This window comes from Streptomyces sp. NPDC028314 (assembly GCF_055565795.1).
In genome coordinates, this window is record NZ_JBVHTP010000012.1 from 225,668 (window position 1) to 246,297 (window position 20,630).

Annotated in this window: 17 protein-coding genes and 2 tRNA genes; 13 read left to right on the forward strand and 6 right to left on the reverse strand. The window is 71.2% G+C overall.

The window, feature by feature from the left end; all coding sequences use genetic code 11:
• Window positions 1-29: 29 nt before the first annotated feature.
• Together ACZ4TG_RS27010 and ACZ4TG_RS27015 are read right to left on the reverse strand one after the other, a co-directional pair.
• A complete protein-coding gene (locus ACZ4TG_RS27010) occupies window positions 30-1,397 on the reverse strand; it encodes an ABC1 kinase family protein (RefSeq protein WP_468167216.1) in 1,368 nt (455 codons plus the stop codon).
• A gap of 102 nt (window positions 1,398-1,499) precedes the next feature.
• Window positions 1,500-2,750 carry a ThiF family adenylyltransferase gene (locus tag ACZ4TG_RS27015; RefSeq protein ID WP_468167218.1) on the reverse strand — a complete coding sequence of 417 codons (1,251 nt, stop codon included), beginning with the start codon at window positions 2,748-2,750 and terminating at the stop codon, window positions 1,500-1,502.
• Between the two features lie 205 nt (window positions 2,751-2,955).
• Between ACZ4TG_RS27015 and ACZ4TG_RS27020 the strand changes: the two genes are divergently transcribed.
• The 4 genes from ACZ4TG_RS27020 (at window position 2,956) to ACZ4TG_RS27035 (ending at window position 6,824) form a co-directional block, all read left to right on the forward strand.
• Window positions 2,956-3,552 carry a M48 metallopeptidase family protein gene (locus ACZ4TG_RS27020; protein WP_468167220.1) on the forward strand — a complete coding sequence of 199 codons (597 nt, stop codon included), beginning with the start codon at window positions 2,956-2,958 and terminating at the stop codon, window positions 3,550-3,552.
• A gap of 118 nt (window positions 3,553-3,670) precedes the next feature.
• Window positions 3,671-5,350 (forward strand): TerD family protein, encoded by a 1,680-nt coding sequence (locus ACZ4TG_RS27025; protein WP_468167222.1) that lies wholly within the window; start codon window positions 3,671-3,673, stop codon window positions 5,348-5,350.
• Window positions 5,351-5,370: 20 nt separating this feature from the next.
• Window positions 5,371-6,051, forward strand: a complete 681-nt coding sequence (locus tag ACZ4TG_RS27030) for an AIM24 family protein (RefSeq protein ID WP_362051639.1) — start codon at window positions 5,371-5,373, stop codon at window positions 6,049-6,051.
• Window positions 6,052-6,068: 17 nt separating this feature from the next.
• Window positions 6,069-6,824 carry an AIM24 family protein gene (locus ACZ4TG_RS27035; protein ID WP_468167224.1) on the forward strand — a complete coding sequence of 252 codons (756 nt, stop codon included), beginning with the start codon at window positions 6,069-6,071 and terminating at the stop codon, window positions 6,822-6,824.
• Between the two features lie 75 nt (window positions 6,825-6,899).
• On the opposite strand, the gene ACZ4TG_RS27040 is transcribed toward ACZ4TG_RS27035, so the two are convergent.
• Together ACZ4TG_RS27040 and ACZ4TG_RS27045 are read right to left on the reverse strand one after the other, a co-directional pair.
• On the reverse strand, window positions 6,900-7,436 hold the full coding sequence (locus tag ACZ4TG_RS27040) for an NUDIX hydrolase (protein WP_468167226.1): 537 nt from the start codon (window positions 7,434-7,436) through the stop codon (window positions 6,900-6,902).
• The gene (locus ACZ4TG_RS27045; protein ID WP_468167228.1) at window positions 7,433-8,848 is read right to left on the reverse strand and encodes a zinc-dependent metalloprotease; all 1,416 of its coding nucleotides are present in this window, start codon (window positions 8,846-8,848) and stop codon (window positions 7,433-7,435) included. Before ACZ4TG_RS27045 ends, ACZ4TG_RS27040 begins: the two co-directional genes overlap by 4 nt.
• Window positions 8,849-9,040: 192 nt before the next feature.
• On the opposite strand from ACZ4TG_RS27045, the gene ACZ4TG_RS27050 reads away from it, so the two are divergent.
• From ACZ4TG_RS27050 to ACZ4TG_RS27065, 4 genes are all read left to right on the forward strand, one after another.
• Window positions 9,041-10,213 carry an SDR family oxidoreductase gene (locus ACZ4TG_RS27050; protein WP_468167230.1) on the forward strand — a complete coding sequence of 391 codons (1,173 nt, stop codon included), beginning with the start codon at window positions 9,041-9,043 and terminating at the stop codon, window positions 10,211-10,213.
• Between the two features lie 94 nt (window positions 10,214-10,307).
• Entirely contained in the window at window positions 10,308-10,769 is a 462-nt protein-coding gene (locus ACZ4TG_RS27055; RefSeq protein WP_468167232.1) for a molybdenum cofactor biosynthesis protein MoaE, read from the forward strand.
• A gap of 190 nt (window positions 10,770-10,959) precedes the next feature.
• Entirely contained in the window at window positions 10,960-11,157 is a 198-nt protein-coding gene (locus ACZ4TG_RS27060; protein ID WP_468167234.1) for a hypothetical protein, read from the forward strand.
• A 118-nt stretch (window positions 11,158-11,275) separates the two neighbouring features.
• Window positions 11,276-12,364: a YlbL family protein gene (locus tag ACZ4TG_RS27065; protein WP_468167236.1), complete on the forward strand. Its 1,089-nt coding sequence runs from the start codon at window positions 11,276-11,278 to the stop codon at window positions 12,362-12,364.
• 71 nt (window positions 12,365-12,435) lie between these two features.
• Here ACZ4TG_RS27065 and ACZ4TG_RS27070 read toward each other — a convergent pair whose 3' ends face one another.
• Window positions 12,436-13,008, reverse strand: a complete 573-nt coding sequence (locus ACZ4TG_RS27070; protein ID WP_468167238.1) for a PPA1309 family protein — start codon at window positions 13,006-13,008, stop codon at window positions 12,436-12,438.
• A gap of 131 nt (window positions 13,009-13,139) precedes the next feature.
• Here ACZ4TG_RS27070 and ACZ4TG_RS27075 point away from each other — a divergent pair, with 131 nt between their 5' ends.
• The 4 genes from ACZ4TG_RS27075 to ACZ4TG_RS27090 all read left to right on the forward strand — a co-directional run bounded on the left by ACZ4TG_RS27075 (window position 13,140) and on the right by ACZ4TG_RS27090 (window position 18,433).
• The gene (locus tag ACZ4TG_RS27075; RefSeq protein WP_468167310.1) at window positions 13,140-16,022 is read left to right on the forward strand and encodes a UPF0182 family membrane protein; all 2,883 of its coding nucleotides are present in this window, start codon (window positions 13,140-13,142) and stop codon (window positions 16,020-16,022) included.
• 46 nt (window positions 16,023-16,068) lie between these two features.
• Window positions 16,069-16,142: transfer RNA gene (locus tag ACZ4TG_RS27080), tRNA-Met, on the forward strand.
• A gap of 192 nt (window positions 16,143-16,334) precedes the next feature.
• The gene (locus tag ACZ4TG_RS27085) at window positions 16,335-18,191 is read left to right on the forward strand and encodes a tetratricopeptide repeat protein (protein WP_468167240.1); all 1,857 of its coding nucleotides are present in this window, start codon (window positions 16,335-16,337) and stop codon (window positions 18,189-18,191) included.
• Between the two features lie 168 nt (window positions 18,192-18,359).
• Window positions 18,360-18,433 (forward strand) — tRNA-Met (locus ACZ4TG_RS27090).
• Between the two features lie 171 nt (window positions 18,434-18,604).
• On the opposite strand, the gene ACZ4TG_RS27095 is transcribed toward ACZ4TG_RS27090, so the two are convergent.
• Window positions 18,605-19,021, reverse strand: coding sequence for a Fur family transcriptional regulator (locus ACZ4TG_RS27095; protein ID WP_468167242.1), 417 nt, complete (start codon window positions 19,019-19,021; stop codon window positions 18,605-18,607).
• Window positions 19,022-19,151: 130 nt separating this feature from the next.
• Between ACZ4TG_RS27095 and ACZ4TG_RS27100 the strand changes: the two genes are divergently transcribed.
• Complete coding sequence (locus tag ACZ4TG_RS27100) at window positions 19,152-20,621, forward strand: catalase (RefSeq protein WP_468167244.1); 1,470 nt, start codon at window positions 19,152-19,154, stop codon at window positions 20,619-20,621.
• The last annotated feature ends 9 nt before the right edge of the window (window positions 20,622-20,630 follow it).

The window sequence follows — 20,630 nt, forward strand, 5'->3', positions numbered from 1 at the left end:
CCGGGGCGGCCCTGGAACCCGTAGGGCCCCTACGAGCCCTTGGAGCCCTCGGCGTTGTCGGGTCGTGCGGAGTCCTCGGGAGGGAAACCCGGGAGCCAGGCGTCCAGTTCCTCACGGAGCCGGACCGTCGCACCCAACTGGCACAGCACCCCGATGGTGCTCAGCGTGACCCGGTGGATCAGCAGGTAGGACGGCGGCAGGTTGATCTGCCGCCCCAGCTGGTGCGCGGGGGAGCGGGGATCGGCGATCCGCGCGGCCTGGCCGCGCAGCCACGGCCGGGTGAAGGTGAACTCGTCCGCCTCGGCGGGCTCCAGCATGGGCTTCAGGTAGTCCAGCAGCGCGTCCGGGTCGAGTTCGATGGACTCCTTCACGAACCCCTCGGCGCACAGGTGCCCGTAGACCCCCTCGGCATCCCCCTCCAGCGTCATCCGCAGCGACCGGCCGATCGGCTTGGGCCAGCCCCCCGGAAGCCGGTCGACGGTGCCGAAGTCCAGTACGCCCAGCCGCATCCGGCCGTCCGCACCCGGTATCAGCCTGAAGTTCCCCGGGTGCGGATCGGCGTGCAGCAGGCCTGTGCGCGCCGGCCCGGAGAAGAGGAACCGGGCCAGCAACTGCCCGGCACGGTCGCGCTCCTCCTGCGTGCCGTCGGCTATCACCTCCGACAGCGGGGTCCCTTCCATCCACTCCGTCACCAGCACCTGGTCGCCCTGATGCACGACGTCCGGAACGAGCACGTCCTCGTCGCCGTCGAACGCGTCGGCATGCGTCCGCTGCGCCTCGGCCTCCAGCTCGTAGTCCAGCTCCTCCGCCACCCGGTCACGCAGTTCGGTGATCAGCGGCTTGATGTCCATGCCGGGTATCAGCGGCCCCAGCAGCCCCGCGAACCGGCTCAGTTGCTTGAGGTCCGACAGGAGCGCCTCACCGGCTCCCGGGTACTGGACCTTGACCGCCACCTGCCGGCCGTCGTGCCACACCGCCCGGTGCACCTGCCCGATCGAGGCGGCCGCGGCCGGCTTGTCCTCGAACTCCTCGAACAACTCGCGCCAGTCCTCGCCGAGCCGCTCCGCGAGCACCTGGTGCACCCGCGTCGCGGGCAGCGGCGGCGCCGCCTCCTGAAGCTTGGTCAGCGCTGCCCGGTAGGGGCCGGCGACCTCCTCGGGCAGGGCCGACTCGAAGACCGACAGGGCCTGCCCGAACTTCATGGCCCCGCCCTTCAACTCGCCGAGCGTCCGGAACAGCTGTTCGGCGGTGCGCTGCTGTAGTTCCCGCGCCACGATCTCCGCCGACTTGCCTCCGATCCGCTTTCCCAGCCCCCAGGTGGCCCGGCCTGCGATGCCCAGTGGCAGCGCGGCCAGCTTGACGGTACGGGTGACCGCCTTCCGGGGAAGATCAGACATGCGCCCCTCCAGTTCCCAGACAGCTGTGCCGCAAGCGGCGGTTCAGGGGTGCGCCCCCTGAGGCAGACAAAACGCATCCTGTCATGGCCCCCCTCGGCGCCTTCAGGCCGATCCTGCCTCCCTCCTCTCCAGCACCGCTTGACCAAGCCTGCCGCCTCCACGACCCCCGCTCCCTCCATCGACCCCGGCCCCTCCAACGACCCGGTCTCCTCCGCCCCGGCCGCCATCACCACCCGCGCCCCCGTCCCCGGCCTCCGCCCCGGCCGCCTCCACCGGCACGGCCGCCGAGCAGGGGCACTCCCGGTGCGGGCGGACCTCGGAACGCTCCCAGTGCAGAGCGGGAAGGGCGGCCTCCCACCGGGCTCCCGTCGAGGCGGGCAACCGGCCGTCGAGGAAGGCCAACGCGTGGGCGGCGGCCAGCCCGGCCACCGCCGTGGCCAGCCCCAGGTCACAGGCCGCGGTCGCGCGGCGGCGGTGCGCGGAGCGCCACTGGACCAGCATCCTCGGCCAGGCCGGGTCCCGGTCGACGCGGTCGCGCTCCATGCACCCCGCGCAGGCCGTGGCACCCGGCAGCACCAGCGGCCCGACCAGCCCCGTACCCTCCAGCACACCCGCGTACAGGTGCGGAGTGCCCGTGGCCACCCAGTCCGCGGCCGTCTCCGGATCGGGGGCCCACGCCTGGAGTCCGTCCCGGGGCGCGATCACCACCAGGGCCAGCCCCGACTGCGGCCCCTCGCCCTCCCCCGCCCGCGGCGCCCGTCCCGGGGCCGCCGCCCGTACGACCGCCCCCGCCGCCTCCGCGCGCAGCCGGCCGACGCTGCCCGGCCCCAGCCCGCCCGGTGCCACATCGGCCGGCTGCACCCGGCCCCCGTCGAGCACCTCGACCCGCCCCACGCCCGCCCCCGCGAGTACGGCGGCGATCACCCCGCCCACCCGGCCGCTCCCGCGCACCTGGACCCGTATGGTCCGCCGGGCCGCGACCGACCGCAGATCCCCACCCGGCTCGCGGTGGACCAGCGAGAGCGAGGCGAGGTCCGGCCCGAGCCGCTCCAGCGCCTCGGGCCGCTCGCGCACCGCCTGCGCGCGGGGCCCGCCGGCGGTGGCGTCGTCCAGCAGCCCGGCCCCGGCCAGCCGCCGGACCAGCTCGTCCACCCGGCCCTGCGACAGCCCCATCCCCGCGCCTTCGGCACGCAGCAGTTCCATGCTCCGGGCGCCGTCGATCCGGTCGATCAGCGCACCGGTGGCCGTGTCCACCGGGCCGAGCGCCACCGCATGGGCGGGAGTCACCCCGAACTGCACCGTCTGCAGATCCCGCCAAGCCCGCGCCAGCGCCGGCTTCACCTTCGGATACATGACCCTTCCCCCTCGATTTCCAACCCTCGTGAGTGCGTCGGGCGGACCCGGCGGCTTCCGCACCGCCCTCCGCACCGCCCTCCGCCTTTCCTCCGCAACATTGCCCGCCCCCCGGATTCCGTGCGGGAATTTGTCCACAGGCAGGAGGTATCAGGCATATGAGATGGAGAAATGGGGTGCTTCCGGTATCGGCGGCGAATCGATCATGTTCGAACCGTGGGCGCGCGGGACTTCGGCCGTGGCGACCGGGTACCGTGCTGGCGTGTCCGCCGATCCACCGCAGCGCGCCGTCGAAGTCCGCCGGAGCGCGCGCCGCCGCAGGACCGTATCCGCCTACCGTGAGGGTGAGCGGACGGTCGTCCTGATCCCTGCCCGGATGTCCGAGGCGGAGGAGAAGCGCTGGGTGGGCGTGATGCTCGACAAGCTCGCCGCCCAGGAGAGCAAGCGCACCCTCGGCGACACGGAACTCACCGACCGCGCCGAGCGTTTGTCCGAGCAGTACTTCGGCGGCCGCGCCCGCCCCCGCTCGGTTCGCTGGGTCACCAACCAGAACACCCGCTGGGGCTCCTGCACCCCGGCCGAGGGCAGCATCCGGCTCTCGCACCGCCTCCAGGGCATGCCGGAGTACGTCGTCGACTACGTGCTGCTGCACGAGCTGGCGCACCTCCTCGTGCCCGGTCACGGCCCCCGCTTCTGGCAGTTGCTGGAGGCGTACCCGAAGACCGAGCGGGCCCGCGGATATCTCGAGGGAGTGGTCGCGGCCGAGCGCCTCCCCAAGGTCCCCGCAGCGCGCGAGGAATGATCCGTTGCGTGACAGAGCGTGATCTGTACCGGGTCGGTACCGACTTGGCCTGATGTCGGCGGAAGCCGTTAGCCTGAGCGGCACGCATTCACAGTCGGGATGGGGGACGGTCGGACGTATGGCCAGGGAATTCCAACGCGGCCACAAGGCCAAGATCAGCGATCTGACAGCGGGCACGGATCTGTACGTGGGCGTCCAGATCGCCGGGCCCGGACTCGCCATCGACATCAGCTGCTTCGGCCTCGACGCCAACGAGCAGCTGTCGGACGACCGCTACTTCGTTTTCTACAATCAGCCGAAATCGCCCGAAGAGTCCATCCAGCAGCTCGGCGCGCAGGCCGGTGACAGCGAATCCTTCCGGGTGACCCTCGACCGCATCCCGGCGAACATCCACAAGCTGTCCTTCGCCGCCTCCATCGACGGCCCCGGGCAGATGTCGCAGATCGGCCCCGGCTACATCAGGGTCGTCGCCGGCGGCGAGGAAGTGGTCCGGTACGCGTTCACGGGCGCGGAATTCAGCACCGAGCGCGCCCTGATGATCGGTGACTTCTACCTCAAGGACGTCTGGCGCTTCGCCGCCGTCGGCCAGGGCTTCGACGGCGGACTCGCCGCGCTGCTGCAGAACTTCGGCGGCGAGGTCGCCGAGGAGGAGCAGCCGGCGCAGCAGGCCCCGGCCCAGTCCGGCGGCGCGCCCGGATTCGCCCCGCCGCCGCAGGCCACCGCCCCGGCGCCCGCCTTCGGCGCACCCGCGCAGACCCCCGCCCCGGCGCCCGCGCCCGCCCCGCCCGCCCCCGCACCGTCCTTCGGCGCCCCGGTCCAGCCCGCCGCGCAGCAGCCGGTGCACTCGGCCCCCACCATGGTCGGGCCGCTCGTCCCGCCCGCCCCCGCGCCGTACGGCCAGCCGCCGCACCCCCCGCAGCAGCCCGGACCCCCCTCCTACGGCCAGGTCCCGGGCCAGCAGCCCGGCTACGGCAACCAGGTCCCGCCGCCCGCCCCGGCCCCCGCGCCCTACGGGCAGCCGCCGCAGCAGCCCTCGTACGGCCAGGTCCCGGGCCAGCAGCCCCCGTACGGCCAGCAGCCCGCCTTCGGCCAGCAGCCGCCCCAGTACGCCCAGCAGCCCCAGCCCGGATCCGCCGGAGCGGGCCTGGCCGCCGCGCTCCAGCCGTACAAGGAAGCCCCCACCGGCGCCCGCTGGACCCCGCAGAACCAGCAGCTCATGCGCGTCGACCTGTCGATGGGCGGCCAGGCCGTCCTCGCCCGCCAGGGCAGCATGGTCCTCTACCAGGGCAAGGTCGACTTCAGCTACAAGGGAGCCGGCTTCGCCGGCCGGATCGTCGGCAACGCCACCGGCCAGGAGATGCAGCTGATGCGCTGCACCGGCCGCGGCCAGGTCTTCCTCGCGGAGAACGGCGCCCACCTGCACGCCATCGAGCTCCAGGGCGACGGGATCTGCGTCTCCGCCGAGAACGTGCTCGCCTTCGACGAGTCGCTCCAGCACGAGGTGCGCCGCATCGAGGGCCACGGCATCCCCGGCGGCGCCCTGTTCACCATGCAGTTCCAGGGCACCGGCACGGTGATCGTCAAGACGCACGGCGTCCCGGTCGTCCTGCCCGTCACCCCGACCACCTTCGCGGACAGCAACGCCATCGTCGCCTGGTCCGCCGCCTCACAGGTGATCATCTCCAGCCAGGTCCGGCTGCGCCGCAACGCCTACCCCGGTCACAGCGGGGAGACGGTGAACCTCCAGTTCCGCGGCGCACCCGGCAACTTCATCGTCGTCCAGCCGTACGAGGTCTGAGGGAGCCCGATATGAACGCCATGAACCAGCAGCTCGCGGGCTACGCCCCGACCCCCGTCACGGCCCGGATGGAGAACCACGGCCGGGCCATGCTCAAGGTCGCCATGCAGAGCGGCCAGGACCTCTTCGCACGCACCGGCTCGATGGTCGCGTACGAGGGCTTCGTGCAGTACGAGCCCAATCCGCCCGCCGTCCGCCAGATGGCCTCGCAGTGGCTCACCGGCGAGGGCGCGCCCCTGATGAAGTGCACGGGCGACGGCCTGCTCTACCTCGCCGACTACGGCGCGGACGTCGTCGTCATCAACCTCAACAACGACGCCCTCTCCGTCAACGGCACCAACCTGCTCGCCTTCGACGCCCACCTCCAGTGGGGCGTCGAGCGGGTCAAGGGCATGGCCAAATTCGCCGGCCAGGGCCTGTTCAACGTACAGATCGCCGGAACCGGCTGGGTGGCGATCACCTCCCGGGGCACCCCGATCGTCGTCGACTGCGGTCGCGGCGAGGACGAGACGTACGTGGACCCGGACGCGCTCGTCGCCTGGTCCCCGAACCTCAAGGTCAAGGGGAAGCGCAGCTTCAAGGCCTCGTCGATGATCGGCCGAGGCAGCGGCGAGGCCTACCAGATGGCCTTCTCCGGCCAGGGAATCGTCGTCGTACAGCCCAGCGAGGACAGCACCGACCGGCTCCGGGCCCGGGGCTGAGGGGGAGAAGGCACATCATGCAGAGCTCACTTTTCGCCCACGCCGAGGCGCAGTCCCAGGAGCGGTACACCGTGCAGAACCCGCAGCTGCTGCGGGTCTCCCTGAGCGGCACCGACGACGTACTCGCCCGCAAGGGCGCGATGGTCGCCTACCAGGGGATCATCGACTTCGACGGGGAGTACCAGAGCAACAACCAGCGCAGCGCCCGCCGCCGCACCGGCGAGGGCCTCGACCTGATGCGCTGTTCCGGGCAGGGCACGGTCTACCTGGCCAACCTCGCCCAGTACGTGCACGTCATGGACGTGGACCACGAGGGCCTCACCGTCGACAGCAGCTACGTGCTGGCCCTGGACTCCACGCTGCACACCGAGGTCATCGCGGTGGACAGCCAGTACGGGATCTCCGGCTCCGGCAAGTACCAGCTCAACATCACCGGCCGCGGCAAGGTCGCGCTGATGACCTCCGGGCAGCCGCTGATGATGCAGGTCACGCCCGACAAGTACGTCAACGCCGACGCCGACGCGATCGTCGCCTGGTCCACCTCGCTGCGCGTGCAGATGCAGGCCCAGACGCACTCCACCGGCGTGTGGCGGAGGCGCGGCAACACCGGCGAGGGCTGGGAGCTGAGCTTCCTCGGCACCGGCTTCGCCCTGGTCCAGCCCAGCGAAGCGCTGCCGCCGCAGAACGCGCAGATCGGGCAGGGCGCGGCCGCGCAGTTCGGCGTGGGCCAGCACGGCGCCCACGCCCAGAACCAGAACAACGCCTGGAACTGACCGGCGCCGCCCCGCGTCGAACGCCGGAAGGGGCGGTCCCACGGGACCGCCCCTTCCACATGTCCCGCGGGCGCGTCAGAGCCGCGCCCGGGTCGCCTCCACCAGCCGCACGACCGAGGCGTCGGCCACCGCCGCGACCTCCTCGTACGGGAACCAGCGCAGGTCCAGCGATTCCTCGCTGATCTCCGCCACCGCCCCGGCCGGGGCCAGCGCCGCGTACTGCACGTCCAGGTGCCAGTTGCACGGCGCCGGGATCGGATGCCGGTCCAGCCGCAACGGGCCGCCCGGCAGCAGGGTCAGCCCGGTGGTGATGCCCGACTCCTCCACGGCCTCGCGCAGCGCCGCCCCGGCGAGCGTGGTGTCACCGGGCTCGCAGTGCCCGCCCATCTGCAGCCACATGCCCAGCTTCTTGTGCAGGGTCAGCAGCACCCGCCCCCGCGCCGGGTCGACCACCAGGGCACTGCCCGTGATGTGCCCGGCCCGGCACGGCTTGTAGACCCCGTCCGGATGCGCGGCGAGATGTTCCAGATAGACGTCCCGCAGCTCGCTCTGCTGCGGGTCCCGCCCCTCGAAGCCCTTGAGGACCAGGACCGCGTCGTCGTACAGGCTCACTTCTTCTCTTCGCCCTCGCCGTCGCCCAGCTCACGCTTCTCGGCGGCCTCGCCGAGCATCTTGTCGATCTCCGAGAAGTCCAGCTGCTCGCGGTGCACGAACCCGTCCGGGTCGTCCAGGTCGGAGGCGGTCGGCAGCATGTCCGGGTGCTCCCACAGCCCGTCGCGGCCGTCCACGCCCCGCGCGTCGGTGAGCGAGGCCCACAGGCGGGAGGCGTCGCGCAGCCGGCGCGGCCGCAGCTCCAGGCCGATCAGCGTCGCGAAGGTCTGCTCCGCCGGGCCGCCCGAGGCGCGCCGCCGGCGCATGGTCTCGCGCATGGCGTCCGCCGAGGTCAGCCGGGGCTTGGCGGCCTCGTGCACCACCGCGTCGACCCAGCCCTCGACCAGCGCGAGCGCCGTCTCCAGGCGGGCCAGGGCGGCCTTCTGCTCGGGGGTGTCCTGCGGCTGGAACATGCCGCCCGCCAGCGCCTCCTGCAGCTGCTCGGGGTTCGACGGGTCGAGCTGGCCGACCACGTCCTCCAGCTTGGAGGTGTCGACCTTGATGCCCCGCGCGTAGCCCTCGACCGCGCCGAACAGGTGCGAGCGCAGCCACGGCACGTGGGCGAAGAGGCGGGCGTGGGCCGCCTCGCGCAGCGCCAGGTACAGCCGGACCTCGTCCGCCGGGACGCCCAGGTCCTTGCCGAAGCTCTCGATGTTCAGCGGAAGCAGCGCGGCCTTGCCCGCCGGGCCCAGCGGCAGCCCGATGTCGGTCGAGCCGACGACCTCGCCCGCGAGCACGCCCACGGCCTGGCCGATCTGCTGGCCGAACATGGCGCCGCCCATCGAGCGCATCATGCCGAGCAGCGGGCCCGCCATGGCCTGCATCTCCTCGGGCAGGACGCCGCCCATGGCCGCGCCGACGCGCTCGGCGACCGGGTCCACGAGCTCCTTCCACACCGGGAGGGTCGCCTCGACCCACTCGGCGCGGCTCCACGCGACGGCCGTGGTGGCGCCCGAGGGCAGCGAGGTCACCCCGTCCAGCCAGTGGTCGGCCAGGCGCACGGCCTCCTCGACGGCGGACCTCTCGGCGATGCCGACGCTGTTGTCCTTCACCCCGTCCGCGGTGCCCTGCGCGACGGTCTGGCGGGCGATGTCCTTGGCCATGTCCCAGTTCACGGGACCGCCCTCGTAGCTCAGCATCTGGCCGAGCTGCTGGAAGGCCGCGCCGAGGTCGTTCGGGTTCATCGAACCGAACATCGCGGCGAACGGATTGTCCGCGCCGCCCGGGCCGCCGGGGCCGCCCGCGCCGCCCGGCAGGCCCATGCCGGGGAACCCGAACGGATTCGCCGGGCCGCCCTGGCCGCCCTTCTTGCCCTCGTCGCCGTTCTCCGGCTCCTCCGGCGGAAGGCCGAATCCGAATGGGGTGTCGCTCACGGGTTTCCTCGGCTCGTAGGGCCGTCGGCGGGAGCCGACGGGCAATGGTCCGACAACACCACCCAGGGTAGACACCCGGCCCGCTTCCGGGCTCGGTGCTCCGCCGACTCCTGGGCTGCGGCAGGATGGACATCACCTGGTGGGTACGCGTCACGGCGCGTCCCTACTGAAGACAACCGCTGGAGACGCCTGGTGAGTTCCCCGGATCCGCACGCTTCGGACGAGCAAGGCTCGGACGATCACAGCCGCGACGCCGAAAAGCGCCCTGAGCACGGTGACAGCCCCCACGGCGTTCGCCAGCCGCGAAACCAGCGGGGCCCCGTGATCGCCGTCACCGGCGCCGCGTCGGGAGTCGGCGCGGCCCTGGTGGCCCGCCTCGTCGAATCCGACGAGATCAAGCAGGTCGTCGCGATCGACGAGCGGCGGGGCGACTGCGCGGCCGCGCAGTGGCACGTGCTGGACGTACGGGACCCCGCGATCGCCGAAAAGCTGCGGGGCGCGGACGTCGTCGTCCACCTCGCGCTCGACCTCGACCTGGAGACGGACCCGGCGGCCCGTACGGCGTACAACGTGCGCGGGACCCAGACCGTACTGACCGCCGCCGCCGCGGCCGGGGTGCACCGGGTCGTCCTGTGCACCTCCGCGATGGTCTACGGGGCCCTGCCGGACAACGACATCCCGCTGTCCGAGGACTCCGAGCTGCGCGCCACCGCCGAGGCCACCGGCGTCGGCGACCTGCTGGAGATCGAGCGGCTCGGCCGCCGGGCCCCCCGCGCGCACCCCGGGCTGAACGTCACCGTGGTCCGCCCGGCCGTCCTGGTCGGCGGCACCGACACCGCGCTGACCCGGTACTTCGAGTCGCCGCGCCTGCTCGTGGTGGCGGGATCCCGGCCCACCTGGCAGTTCTGCCACGTCGAGGACCTGGTCAGCGCCCTGGAGTACGCGGCCCTGGAGAAGGTCGACGGCGAGTTGGCGGTGGGCTGCGAGGGCTGGCTGGAGCAGGAGGAGGTCGAGGAGCTCAGCGGAATCCGCCGCATGGAGCTGCCCTCGGCGGTCGCCCTGGGCGCCGCGGCCCGGCTGCACCGGATCGGCCTGACGCCCTCCCCGGCCGGGGACCTCGCGTACACGATGCACCCGTGGGTGGTCAGCGTCAGCGGGCTGCACGCGGCGGGCTGGCGGCCGCGCTGGACCAACGAGGAGGTGCTGGCCGAGCTCCTCCAGGAGGTCGCGGGCCGCCACACGGTCGCCGGCCGCCGCCTGGGCCGCAAGGACGCCGCCACGGCCGCCGGTGCGGCGGGCGCCACGGTCGCGCTGCTCGGCGCCGCCGCCGCGGTCCGCCGGGCCCGCAAGAGGCGCGGGATCTGACCCCCGGGACTGTAGGAGGCTCCATACGCCGGGGTGGTACAGCCGGTCGAATTGGCTATTCCGCGATGTGAGAAGGGTGGTGCACGATGGCTGTATGGCTCCGCACTTCGACCACCCCGGCGAGCAGGCCGCTCCGGACCCGATCCGGCTGCTCGAGATCCGTGACACGCCGCTGTCCATCGACGAGGTCTTCACGGCCGTCGGCGACGATGCGACGGGCGGGACGACGCTCTTCGTCGGCACGGTGCGCAACCACGACAGCGGGGCGGACGTCGACTCCCTCGGCTACTCCTGCCACCCGACGGCCGAGGCCGAGATGCGCCGCGTCGCCGAGCGGGTCGTGGCCAAGTTCCCGGTCCGCGCCCTGGCCGCCGTCCACCGGGTCGGAGACCTGTCGGTGGGCGACCTCGCCGTCGTCGTCGCCGTCTCCTGCCCGCACCGCGGCGAGGCCTTCGAGGCCTGCCGGATGCTGATCGACGACCTCAAGCACGAGGTCCCGATCTGGAAGCACCAGACCTTCGCGGACGGCACCGAGGAGTGGGTCGGCGCCTGCTGAACCCCGGTCGGAGGCCGCCCGGCCTCCGGCCCGCCGCTGCCGGGGCCCCCGGCCGGAGCACCGTCCCCGGCGGGGGGTAACCTCACACCCGTTCGGCCGCGCAACACGCCCTCGATTTGCGTAACCCCTTCCCGGGCACGAGCGTTGAAGCCACCAACGACACGTACTTTCGGGGCAGGGAGGCACGTCCATGGCGTCACTGGCGTGGTTGCTGATTCCGCTGTTCGCCGCCGTCGGAGCGGCGATATGGGGCAGCTGGGCGGCTCGCGACCGGACATCCGGTGACATATCGGAGCTGGCCGGTTACGCGAGGTTCCGCGAGGTCATGGGCAAGTCCGAACAGGCCGGCACGAGGGCGAAGGCGCACTCCGGTTCCGACGCCGTCTGAGGCGTCCCGCGAGTCCCGTCCCGCGAGTCCCTGAGAATCCTCTGAGAGTTTCCGCCCGCGGCCCCGTACGGACCGGCCCCACGGGCCGCCCGCCAGGGGCGTCCCGTACTGTCGATCCATGCCACGCCGCACTGCGACGATGCTCGCCTCCACCCTCATGCTGTTCGCGTTGCTCTGCGCAGGGGTTTTCATCAAGGTCCCGTACTCCGAGATGAGCCCCGGTCCCACGGTGAACACGCTCGGGGACTCGCGCGGCGAGCCGGTCCTGAACATCTCGGGGCACAAGACGTACCCCACCACCGGGCACCTGAACATGACGACGGTCCGCGTCACCGGCGCGGACTACGACATGAACCTGCTGGAAGCGGTGTACGGCTGGCTGGCCGACGACAACATCGTCGTGCCGCACGAGAACCTCTACCCGGACGGCAAGACGGACAAGCAGTCCACGCAGGAGAACGCCGAGGAGTTCAGCCAGTCCCAGGAGAGCGCCAAGGTGGCGGCCCTCAAGCAGCTGAACATCCCGGTCACCCCGCACGTCATCGTGTCCTCCGTGGTCAAGGACAGCCCCTCCGAGGGCAAGCTGCACGCCGGGGACGTGATCAAGTCCGTGGACGGCAGCCCGGTGACCGAGGCCGCGGACGTGGCCAAGCTCGTCACCAAGCACAAGCCCGGCGAGCCAGTCGAGTTCGTCATCGTGCCGGCCGAAGAGTCGGCCGCGGCCGAGAAGGCGAACCGCGAGCCCGCCACCACCGCCAAGGTCACGATCACCACGGGCAAGGCGGAAGGCGACGGTCACGCCATCGTCGGCATCCGGGCGGGGATCGACCACACCTTCCCGTTCCCGATCGACATCAAGCTCGCCGACGTCGGCGGCCCGAGCGCCGGCCTGATGTTCGCGCTCGGCATCGTCGACAAGCTCACCGCGGAGGACCTCACCGGAGGCAAGTTCATCGCGGGCACCGGAACCATCGACGACTCCGGCAAGGTCGGGCCGATCGGCGGCATCCAGATGAAGACCATCGGCGCCCGCCAGGCAGGCGCCGAGTACTTCCTCACCCCGGCCGAGAACTGCGCCTCCGCCGCCTCCCACGTCCCCGACGGGCTGACGCTGGTGAAGGTCTCCACCATCGGCGACGCCACCAAGGCGCTGGAGAAGATCGGCAAGGGGGACACGGCAGGGCTGCCGCAGTGCACCAAGCCCTGACCGGTCCGCCCCGGCCATGATCCGAAGCCCGGCGAGGATCCGCGGGACCTGGTCGAGAAAGGTCCCGCGACCTAGTCGAGGAAGGTCGCGGCCAGCGCCTCGGCCAGTCCCGGCACCAGGCTCGCGCCCGTCAGCACCTCGCTGGAGGAGTCCTTCTCGCGCAGCCGTACGGCGGACTCGCGCGAGCCGTCCCGCAGCACGCCGACGGTCAGCCGCACCTCCTGCCGCTCCGGGTGCCCGGCGACCCACTTGGCCAGCTGCTTGTCGCTGAGGCCCTCGGGTACGGAGGACTCCGCCGACGGCGGAAGCATCAGCCGCTCCACGGTCAGCGCGCAGCCCACGATCGCGGCGGGCCAGGCGATGGTTCCCAGGAACTTGTCCAGCGGGGTCCCGGCCGGCACCTCGTCCTGCTCGATCGGGGTGAGCTGGCTCTTGCCCGTGTCGTCGGTGTCGAGGCCGAGCTGGCGGGCGAGCCCCGGTTCCTGCTTGCGCAGCCTGGCCGTGTCGACCAGGGCGAAGAGCCGGGCGGGCTTGTCCCAGCCGAGGGTGGAGGCGTATTCGTCGATCTCGAGGACGGCGCGGGTCAGCGGGGTGGCGGCCATCGGGGTGCCGGGGGAAGGCGAAAGGTTGGACATGGACAACATCCTGCCTCCTTTCCATCGGATACCGGGAACTGACTAAAGCCTCAGTAAGTTGCATGAGTGGGCTCTACGATCGGGGGCCCGTTGATTACCAGACCCAGCGACTTTCAGAGGTGCGCACCTTGGCTTTCCAGATGCCGGACCGCGGCGGAGGCCCTTCCGGGCCACGGATGAGAGTCGGCCGCCCCTCCCGGCGTGCCCGGACTCTTCTGATGACCTTGGGGGTCCTGGCCGTTCTGGCCATGGCGTTCATCATGTTCGCGGGCTTCTGGACGGACTGGCTCTGGTTCCGCTCGGTCGAGTACTCCACCGTCTTCACCACCACCCTGTGGACCAAGATCGGCCTCTTCGCCGTGTTCGGCCTGCTGATGGCCGGCGTCGTCGGCTTCAACATCTGGCTGGCGCACCGGCTGCGGCCCCCGCTCAGCGCGATGTCGATGGAGCAGCAGAGCCTCGACCGCTACCGGATGAGCGTCGCGCCGTACAAGAAGTGGCTGCTCCTGGGCATCGCCGCGATCGTCGGCCTGATCGCCGGTGCCTCGGCGGCCGGCCAGTGGAAGACCTGGCTGATGTATGTGAACGGGGTGCCCTTCGGCACGAAGGACCCCCAGTTCAACCTGGACGTGTCGTTCTACACCTTCGACCTGCCCTGGTACCGCTTCCTGCTCGGCTTCGGCTTCGCCGCGATCGTGCTGTCGGTGATCGCCGCCGTCGTCGTGCACTACCTGTACGGCGGACTGCGCGTGACCAGCCCGGGCGCCCGGGCCACCGCCGCGGCCACGGGGCACCTGTCGGTGCTGCTCGGCCTCTTCGTCACCTTCAAGGCGATCGCGTACTGGCTCGACCGGTACGGCCTCGCCGTGAAGTCCAGTGACTTCAAGGCGGCCGACAACTGGACCGGCCTGCGCTACGTCGACGCCAACGCCTACCTCCCGGCCAAGACGATCCTCGTCGCCATCGCCGCGATCTGCGCGCTGCTGTTCTTCGCCACCCTGTGGCGCCGGACCTGGCAGCTGCCGGTCATCGGCTTCGGCCTGATGGTCCTGTCGGCGATCCTGATCGGCGGGCTGTACCCGGCGATCGTCCAGAAGTTCCAGGTCCAGCCGAACGAGCAGGCCAAGGAATCGCCGTACGTCGAGAAGAACATCAAGGCGACGCGCGACGCCTACGGAATCGCCCAGTCCGAGGTCAAGGACTACCCGGGCGTGCCGCAGACCGAGGACAAGACCAAGCTGCGCCAGGCCGCGGACACCACGGCCAGCATCCGGCTCCTCGACCCGAACATCGTGTCCCCGGCCTTCCAGCAGCTCCAGCAGGTCAAGGGCTACTACGGCTTCCCGTCCACGCTCGCCGTGGACCGGTACAGCGGCCAGGACACGGTCATCGGCCTGCGCGAGCTGAACATCGGCGGCATCCCGAAGAACAACTGGATCAACGACCACTTCAAGTACACGCACGGCTACGGCGTGGTCGCGGCCAAGGGCACCACCGTCGGCGACCAGGGCGCCCCCGACTTCACCCAGTCCGACCTGCCCTCGAAGGGCATGTTCGGCACCGACTTCGAGCAGCGCATCTACTACGGCGAGCAGACGAAGCAGTACTCGATCGTCGGCGGACCGCAGAAGGAGCTCGACTACTCGGACGACAAGGGCGAGAAGGAGACCTCCTACAAGGGCGACTCCGGCGTCAACCTCGACAACCCGGTCAACCGCGCCGCGTACGCGCTCGCCTTCAGCGAGCCCCAGATCCTGTACTCCGGGGCCATCGGCGACGGCTCGCGCATCCTGTACCACCGCACGCCCAAGGAGCGCGTCGAGGCCGTCGCGCCCTGGCTGACCATCGACGGGGCCCCGTACCCGGCGGTCGTGGGCGGCCGGATCAAGTGGATCGTCGACGCGTACACGACGACCAACGGCTACCCGTACGCCTCGCGCACCACGCTCGGCCAGAGCACCGCGGACTCGCTGACCAACAGCCAGCGCGCGGTGGTGGCGCAGGAGAACCAGGTCAACTACATCCGCAACTCGGTGAAGGCCACCGTCGACGCCTACGACGGCAAGGTCGAGCTGTTCCAGTGGGACACCGAGGACCCGGTCCTCAAGACCTGGATGAAGGCCTTCCCGGGCACGGTGAAGACCAAGAACGAGATCCCCAAGTCGCTCATGGACCACCTGCGTTACCCGCAGGACCTCTTCAAGGTCCAGCGCGAGCTCCTGACCCGGTACCACGTCACGGACCCGCAGACCTTCCTCAGCGGCAGTGAGGCCTGGGCCGTCCCGGACGACCCGACCGTCAAGGCGGGCACGGCGCTTCCGCCGTACTACCTGTCGATGAAGATGCCGGGCCAGCAGGAGAAGGACCAGGTCTTCTCGCTCACGACGACGTTCACGCCGAACGAACGGGACAACCTGAGCGCCTACATGGCGGTCAACGCCGATCCGGGCACCCCGGACTACGGCAAGATCAGACTCCTGAAGCTGCCGACCAGCAAGCCGGTCGACGGCCCCAAGCAGGTGCAGAGCAAGTTCCAGTCCGAACCGAAGATCGCCGAGTCGATCCGCCTGCTGCGCGGCGGTGACTCCGAGGTCGAGTACGGAAACCTGCTCGCGGTGCCGCTCGACGGCGGAATGCTCTATGTGGAGCCGGTGTACGTCCGCAGTTCCGGACTGAAGTACCCGTTGCTGCGCAAGGTGCTGGTGACCTACGGCGGCCAGACGGCCTTCGAGGACACCCTGGAGAAGGCGTTGAACGTGGTCTTCGGAGCCGAGGCCCCGACCGTGCCCACGAATCCGCAGCCGCCGGGCGAAGGCACCACCACGCCGCCGGCCGCACAGGACCCGACGGTCAAGGCGGCGCTCTCGGACGCGCAGAAGGCCATCGAGGCAGCCGAGAAGGCCCGTCAGTCGGGCGACTGGGCGGCCTTCGGCAAGGCGCAGGACGAGATCAAGGCAGCGCTTCAGCGGGCGATCGACGCCGAGGCGAAGCTCACGGCCCCCAAGCCGGGGGGTCAGCAGTAAACCGGTAATGGCCCCGTCCCGCGTCGTGCTACTGTGGTTTTACCGACGCGGGGTGGAGCAGCTCGGTAGCTCGCTGGGCTCATAACCCAGAGGTCGCAGGTTCAAATCCTGTCCCCGCTACTGAAGACGAAGGCCCGGATCCATGGGATCCGGGCCTTCGTCATGTCCGGGGGCGACACGGCATCACCGGGACGGGTGAGTTGGGGTGGGAGCGTGTTTGACTTGTCTCTCTGTGGGCATGTCGACAAAACGCTGTAGTGACCTCACTGACTGCGACATACCAGGTGTGCACGGGTAGCAGGTGGTGCGACGATGGGATTTATGGGGGACAGGTCAACTCTGCTGGAGACAGGGCGGTTTGTGAGGGCGGAGGCCGAGTCGGGCACGGGAGCAGCCGAGGCGGCTCGGAACGTTAACGCACAGACCGCACTGACCGATGCGGATTTCACGGACGAAGCCTTCGTCGAAGCCGACGTGGCCAGCGACGCCGAGCTCGAAGCCCGGCACCGGGTGGCCGCCGACAAGGGCGACCCGGGCGCCATGAGCGTGCTCGGGGCGCTGCTGCTGCGCCGCGGCGACCTGACCGGGGCCGAGCCCTACCTCCGCGGCGCCACCGGGGAAGGGGACCGCGCCGCCGCCAACAACCTCGGCGTACTGCTGCACCAGCGGGGCTACCCCGAAGAGGCCGCCGGCTGGTGGCGGGTCGCCGCCGTGGCCGGATCCGCCCCCGCCGCGCACGCCCTGGGCCGGCACTACCGCGAACGGGGCGACGAGCCCGCCGCCGAGTACTGGCTGCGCCAGGCGGCGGAATCCGGCCACGCCCTGGGCGCGTACGGACTGGCCGACCTGCTGGAGCACCGCGGGGACCGGGGCATCGAGCGCTGGTTCCGGGCCGCCGCCGAGCAGGGGCACCGCGAAGCCGCGTACCGGCTGGCGCGGCACCTGAGGAAGGGCGACCCCGTCGAGGCCGAGCAGTGGTACCGGCAGGCCGCCGCGCGCGGACACCGCCGGGCCGCCCTCCACCTGGGCGCGCTCCTGGAAGCCCGCGGGGAGCTCAAGGAGGCCGGCCGCTGGTACCTGACCTCCGCCAAGCAGGGCGAGGCCCGCGCGGCGTGCGCGCTCGGCTTCCTGCTGCGCGACGCCGGGGACGAGGACAGCGCGGCCGCGTGGTGGCACCGGGCCGCCCAGGACGGCGACGGCAACGCGGCCAACGCGCTGGGCGCGCTCCACGCCGCGCGGGGCGAGACCCAGACCGCGGAGAAGTGGTACCGGGCGGCCATGGACGCGGGCGACCAGAACGGGGCGTACAACCTTGCTCTGCTGTGCGCCGCACAGGAGAGGACCGCGCAGGCCGAACAGTGGTACCGGCGGGCGGCGTACGCGGGCCACCGCGAGGCGGCCAACGCGCTGGCCATCCTGCTCCTGCAGGGCGGCGACACCGAGGGCGCCGAGCCGTGGTTCTCGAAGGCGGCGGAGGCGGGCAGCGTGGACGCCGCCTTCAACCTCGGGATCCTGTTCGCCAGCCGGGACGAGGACCGCACGGCGCTGAAGTGGTACGAGCGGGCCGCGTCGGCGGGCCACACGGACGCGGCGCTCCAGGTCGGCATCGCGCTGGTGCGCGACGGCGAGGAGCGGGCCGCGGAACGGCACCTGCGGTGCGCGGCGGGCGGCGGCAGTGCGGAGGCGGCCTTCCGGCTGGCCGCGCTGCTGGAGTCGCTGGCCCCGCCGCCGGAGCCGGTGGCGCTGGGCGAGCCGGTGGGCGGCGCCGCGCGCACCGAGAGCGAGGAGTGGTACGAGCGGGCCGCCGAGCAGGGGCACCGGCGTGCGCAGGTGCGGGTCGGGATGCTGGCCGCCGCGCGGGGCGACCTGGCGGTGGCGGCCCGCTGGTACCGGGAGGCGGCCGAGGCCGGTTCCCGGAACGGGGCCTTCAACCTGGGGCTGCTGCTGGCGCGCGAGGGCAACGAGCCGGAGGCGGCGCTGTGGTGGACGCGGGCGGCCGTTTCCGGACACGGCCGGGCGGCGCTGCGGCTGGGGCTGCTGGCGGCCCGGCAAGGGGACCTCACGGAGGGGCAGAAGTGGTGCGTGCGGGCCATGGAGCTCGGGCCGGCCGAGGTCTCCGAGCGGGCGGCGCGCCTGCGGGACGCGCTCGCGGAGGAGATCTCCGCCTGACGCCTGAGCCCTGAGCCCTGACCCTGGCCGGGGGTCGGACGGGGGTCGGACGGGGTGGCGCGGGCGGCCGCGCGGCCGGGTCCTGTCACCGGTTCGGCCGCCCCGGGTGGCGGCCGGTTAACCGATTTGCATCTGCCGGGGGCCCTCCCGTAAAGTCAGGTTTACCGACGCGGGGTGGAGCAGCTCGGTAGCTCGCTGGGCTCATAACCCAGAGGTCGCAGGTTCAAATCCTGTCCCCGCTACTGAAGGCCGAAGGCCCGGATCCCATGGATCCGGGCCTTCAGTCGTTCCCGGACGGAAACTCCCGGACGGAAACTCCCGGACGGAAACTCCCGGACGGAAGCGGCGCGGCCGTGAGCGCATGACGAGAAGGGCCCGGAAGCGGAAGCTTCCGGGCCCTTCTTCCTCGATGATCAGGCGCCCGCGCAGTTCGGGCAGACCCCGCGGTACGTCACCTCGACCGCCGAGACCACGAAGCCGAAGCGTTCGCCGTCGGGCAGGTCGGCCAGCGGGTCGCCCGCCGGGTGGACGTCACGGATCGCGCCGCACTGCGCGCACACCAGGTGCTGGTGGGGGCGGTGGGCGTTCGGGTCGTACCGCTTGGCGCGCCGGTCCGTGGAGACCTCCAGGACCTCGCCAAGGGATACGAGCTCGCCCAGGGTGTTGTAGACCGTCGCCCGGGAGATCTCGGGCAGCTTGGCCACGGCGCGCGCGTGTACCTCGTCAGCCGTCAGGTGAACGTGGTCACCGTCGAGCACCTCGGCCACGACACGCCGCTGTGCGGTCATGCGCCATCCGCGTCCGCGAAGTCGTTCCAGCAGGTCACTCATAGACGCCAGCCTAACAGCGAGGGGATTCGGTGTAACTCCCGAACCGATGTGGACTTGGATTCTTACTTGACTTAGACAAAGTCCATCGTAGGATCGGATACGGCGAACGCCAAGGACAGGACACGCAGGAATGACGCAGGAGGCGCACGTGACGCAGGGACCGCTCACCACGGAGGCCGGGGCTCCGGTCGCCGACAACCAGAACAGTGAGACCGCTGGCGTCGGCGGCCCCGTTCTGGTCCAGGACCAGCTGCTGCTGGAGAAGCTCGCGCACTTCAACCGCGAGCGCATCCCGGAGCGCGTCGTGCACGCCCGTGGCGCCGGCGCCTACGGCACCTTCACGCTGACGCGTGACGTCTCGCAGTGGACCCGTGCGAAGTTCCTGTCCGAGGTCGGCAAGCAGACCGAGACCTTCCTGCGCTTCTCCACCGTCGCGGGCAACCTCGGCAGCGCCGACGCGGTGCGCGACCCCCGCGGCTGGGCGCTGAAGTTCTACACCGAAGAGGGCAACTACGACCTCGTCGGGAACAACACCCCGGTGTTCTTCATCAAGGACGCCATCAAGTTCCCGGACTTCATCCACACCCAGAAGCGCGACCCGTACACGGGCTCGCAGGAAGCCGACAACGTGTGGGACTTCTGGGGCCTGAGCCCCGAGTCGACCCACCAGGTGACCTGGCTCTTCGGTGACCGCGGCATCCCGGCGTCCTACCGCCACATGAACGGCTACGGCTCGCACACGTTCCAGTGGAACAACGAGGCCGGCGAGGTCTTCTGGGTCAAGTACCACTTCAAGACCGACCAGGGCATCAAGAACCTCACCCAGGCCGAGGCCAACCAGCTCGCCGGTGAGGACCCCGACTCGCACCAGCGCGACCTGCGCGAGTCGATCGAGCGCGGCGACTTCCCCTCCTGGACCGTGCAGGTCCAGATCATGCCGGCGGCCGAGGCGGCCGAGTACCGCTTCAACCCGTTCGACCTCACCAAGGTGTGGCCGCACGAGGACTACCCGCCGATCGAGATCGGCAAGCTGGAGCTCAACCGCAACCCGGAGAACGTCTTCGCCGAGGTCGAGCAGAGCATCTTCAGCCCGGCGCACTTCGTTCCCGGTATCGGTCCCTCCCCGGACAAGATGCTCCAGGGCCGTCTCTTCGGCTACGGCGACGCCCACCGCTACCGCGTCGGCATCAACGCCGACCACCTGCCGGTGAACCGCCCGCACGCCACCGAGGCGCGCACCAACTCCCGTGACGGCTACCTGTACGACGGCCGCCACAAGGGTGCGAAGAACTACGAGCCGAACAGCTTCGGCGGCCCGCACCAGACGGACCGCCCGCTGTGGCAGCCGGTCGCCCTCACCGGCGGCACCGGCAACCACGCGGCCCCCGTGCACCGCGAGGACAACGACTTCGTCCAGGCCGGCAACCTCTACCGCCTCTACTCGGAGGACGAGAAGGCCCGCCTGATCGAGAACCTGTCCGGCTTCATCGCCAAGGTCTCGCGCGACGACATAGTCGAGCGCGCGATCAACAACTTCCGCCAGGCGGACGGCGACTTCGGCAAGCGGCTGGAAGCCGCGGTCCAGGCCCTTCGCGGCTGACGGATCGCT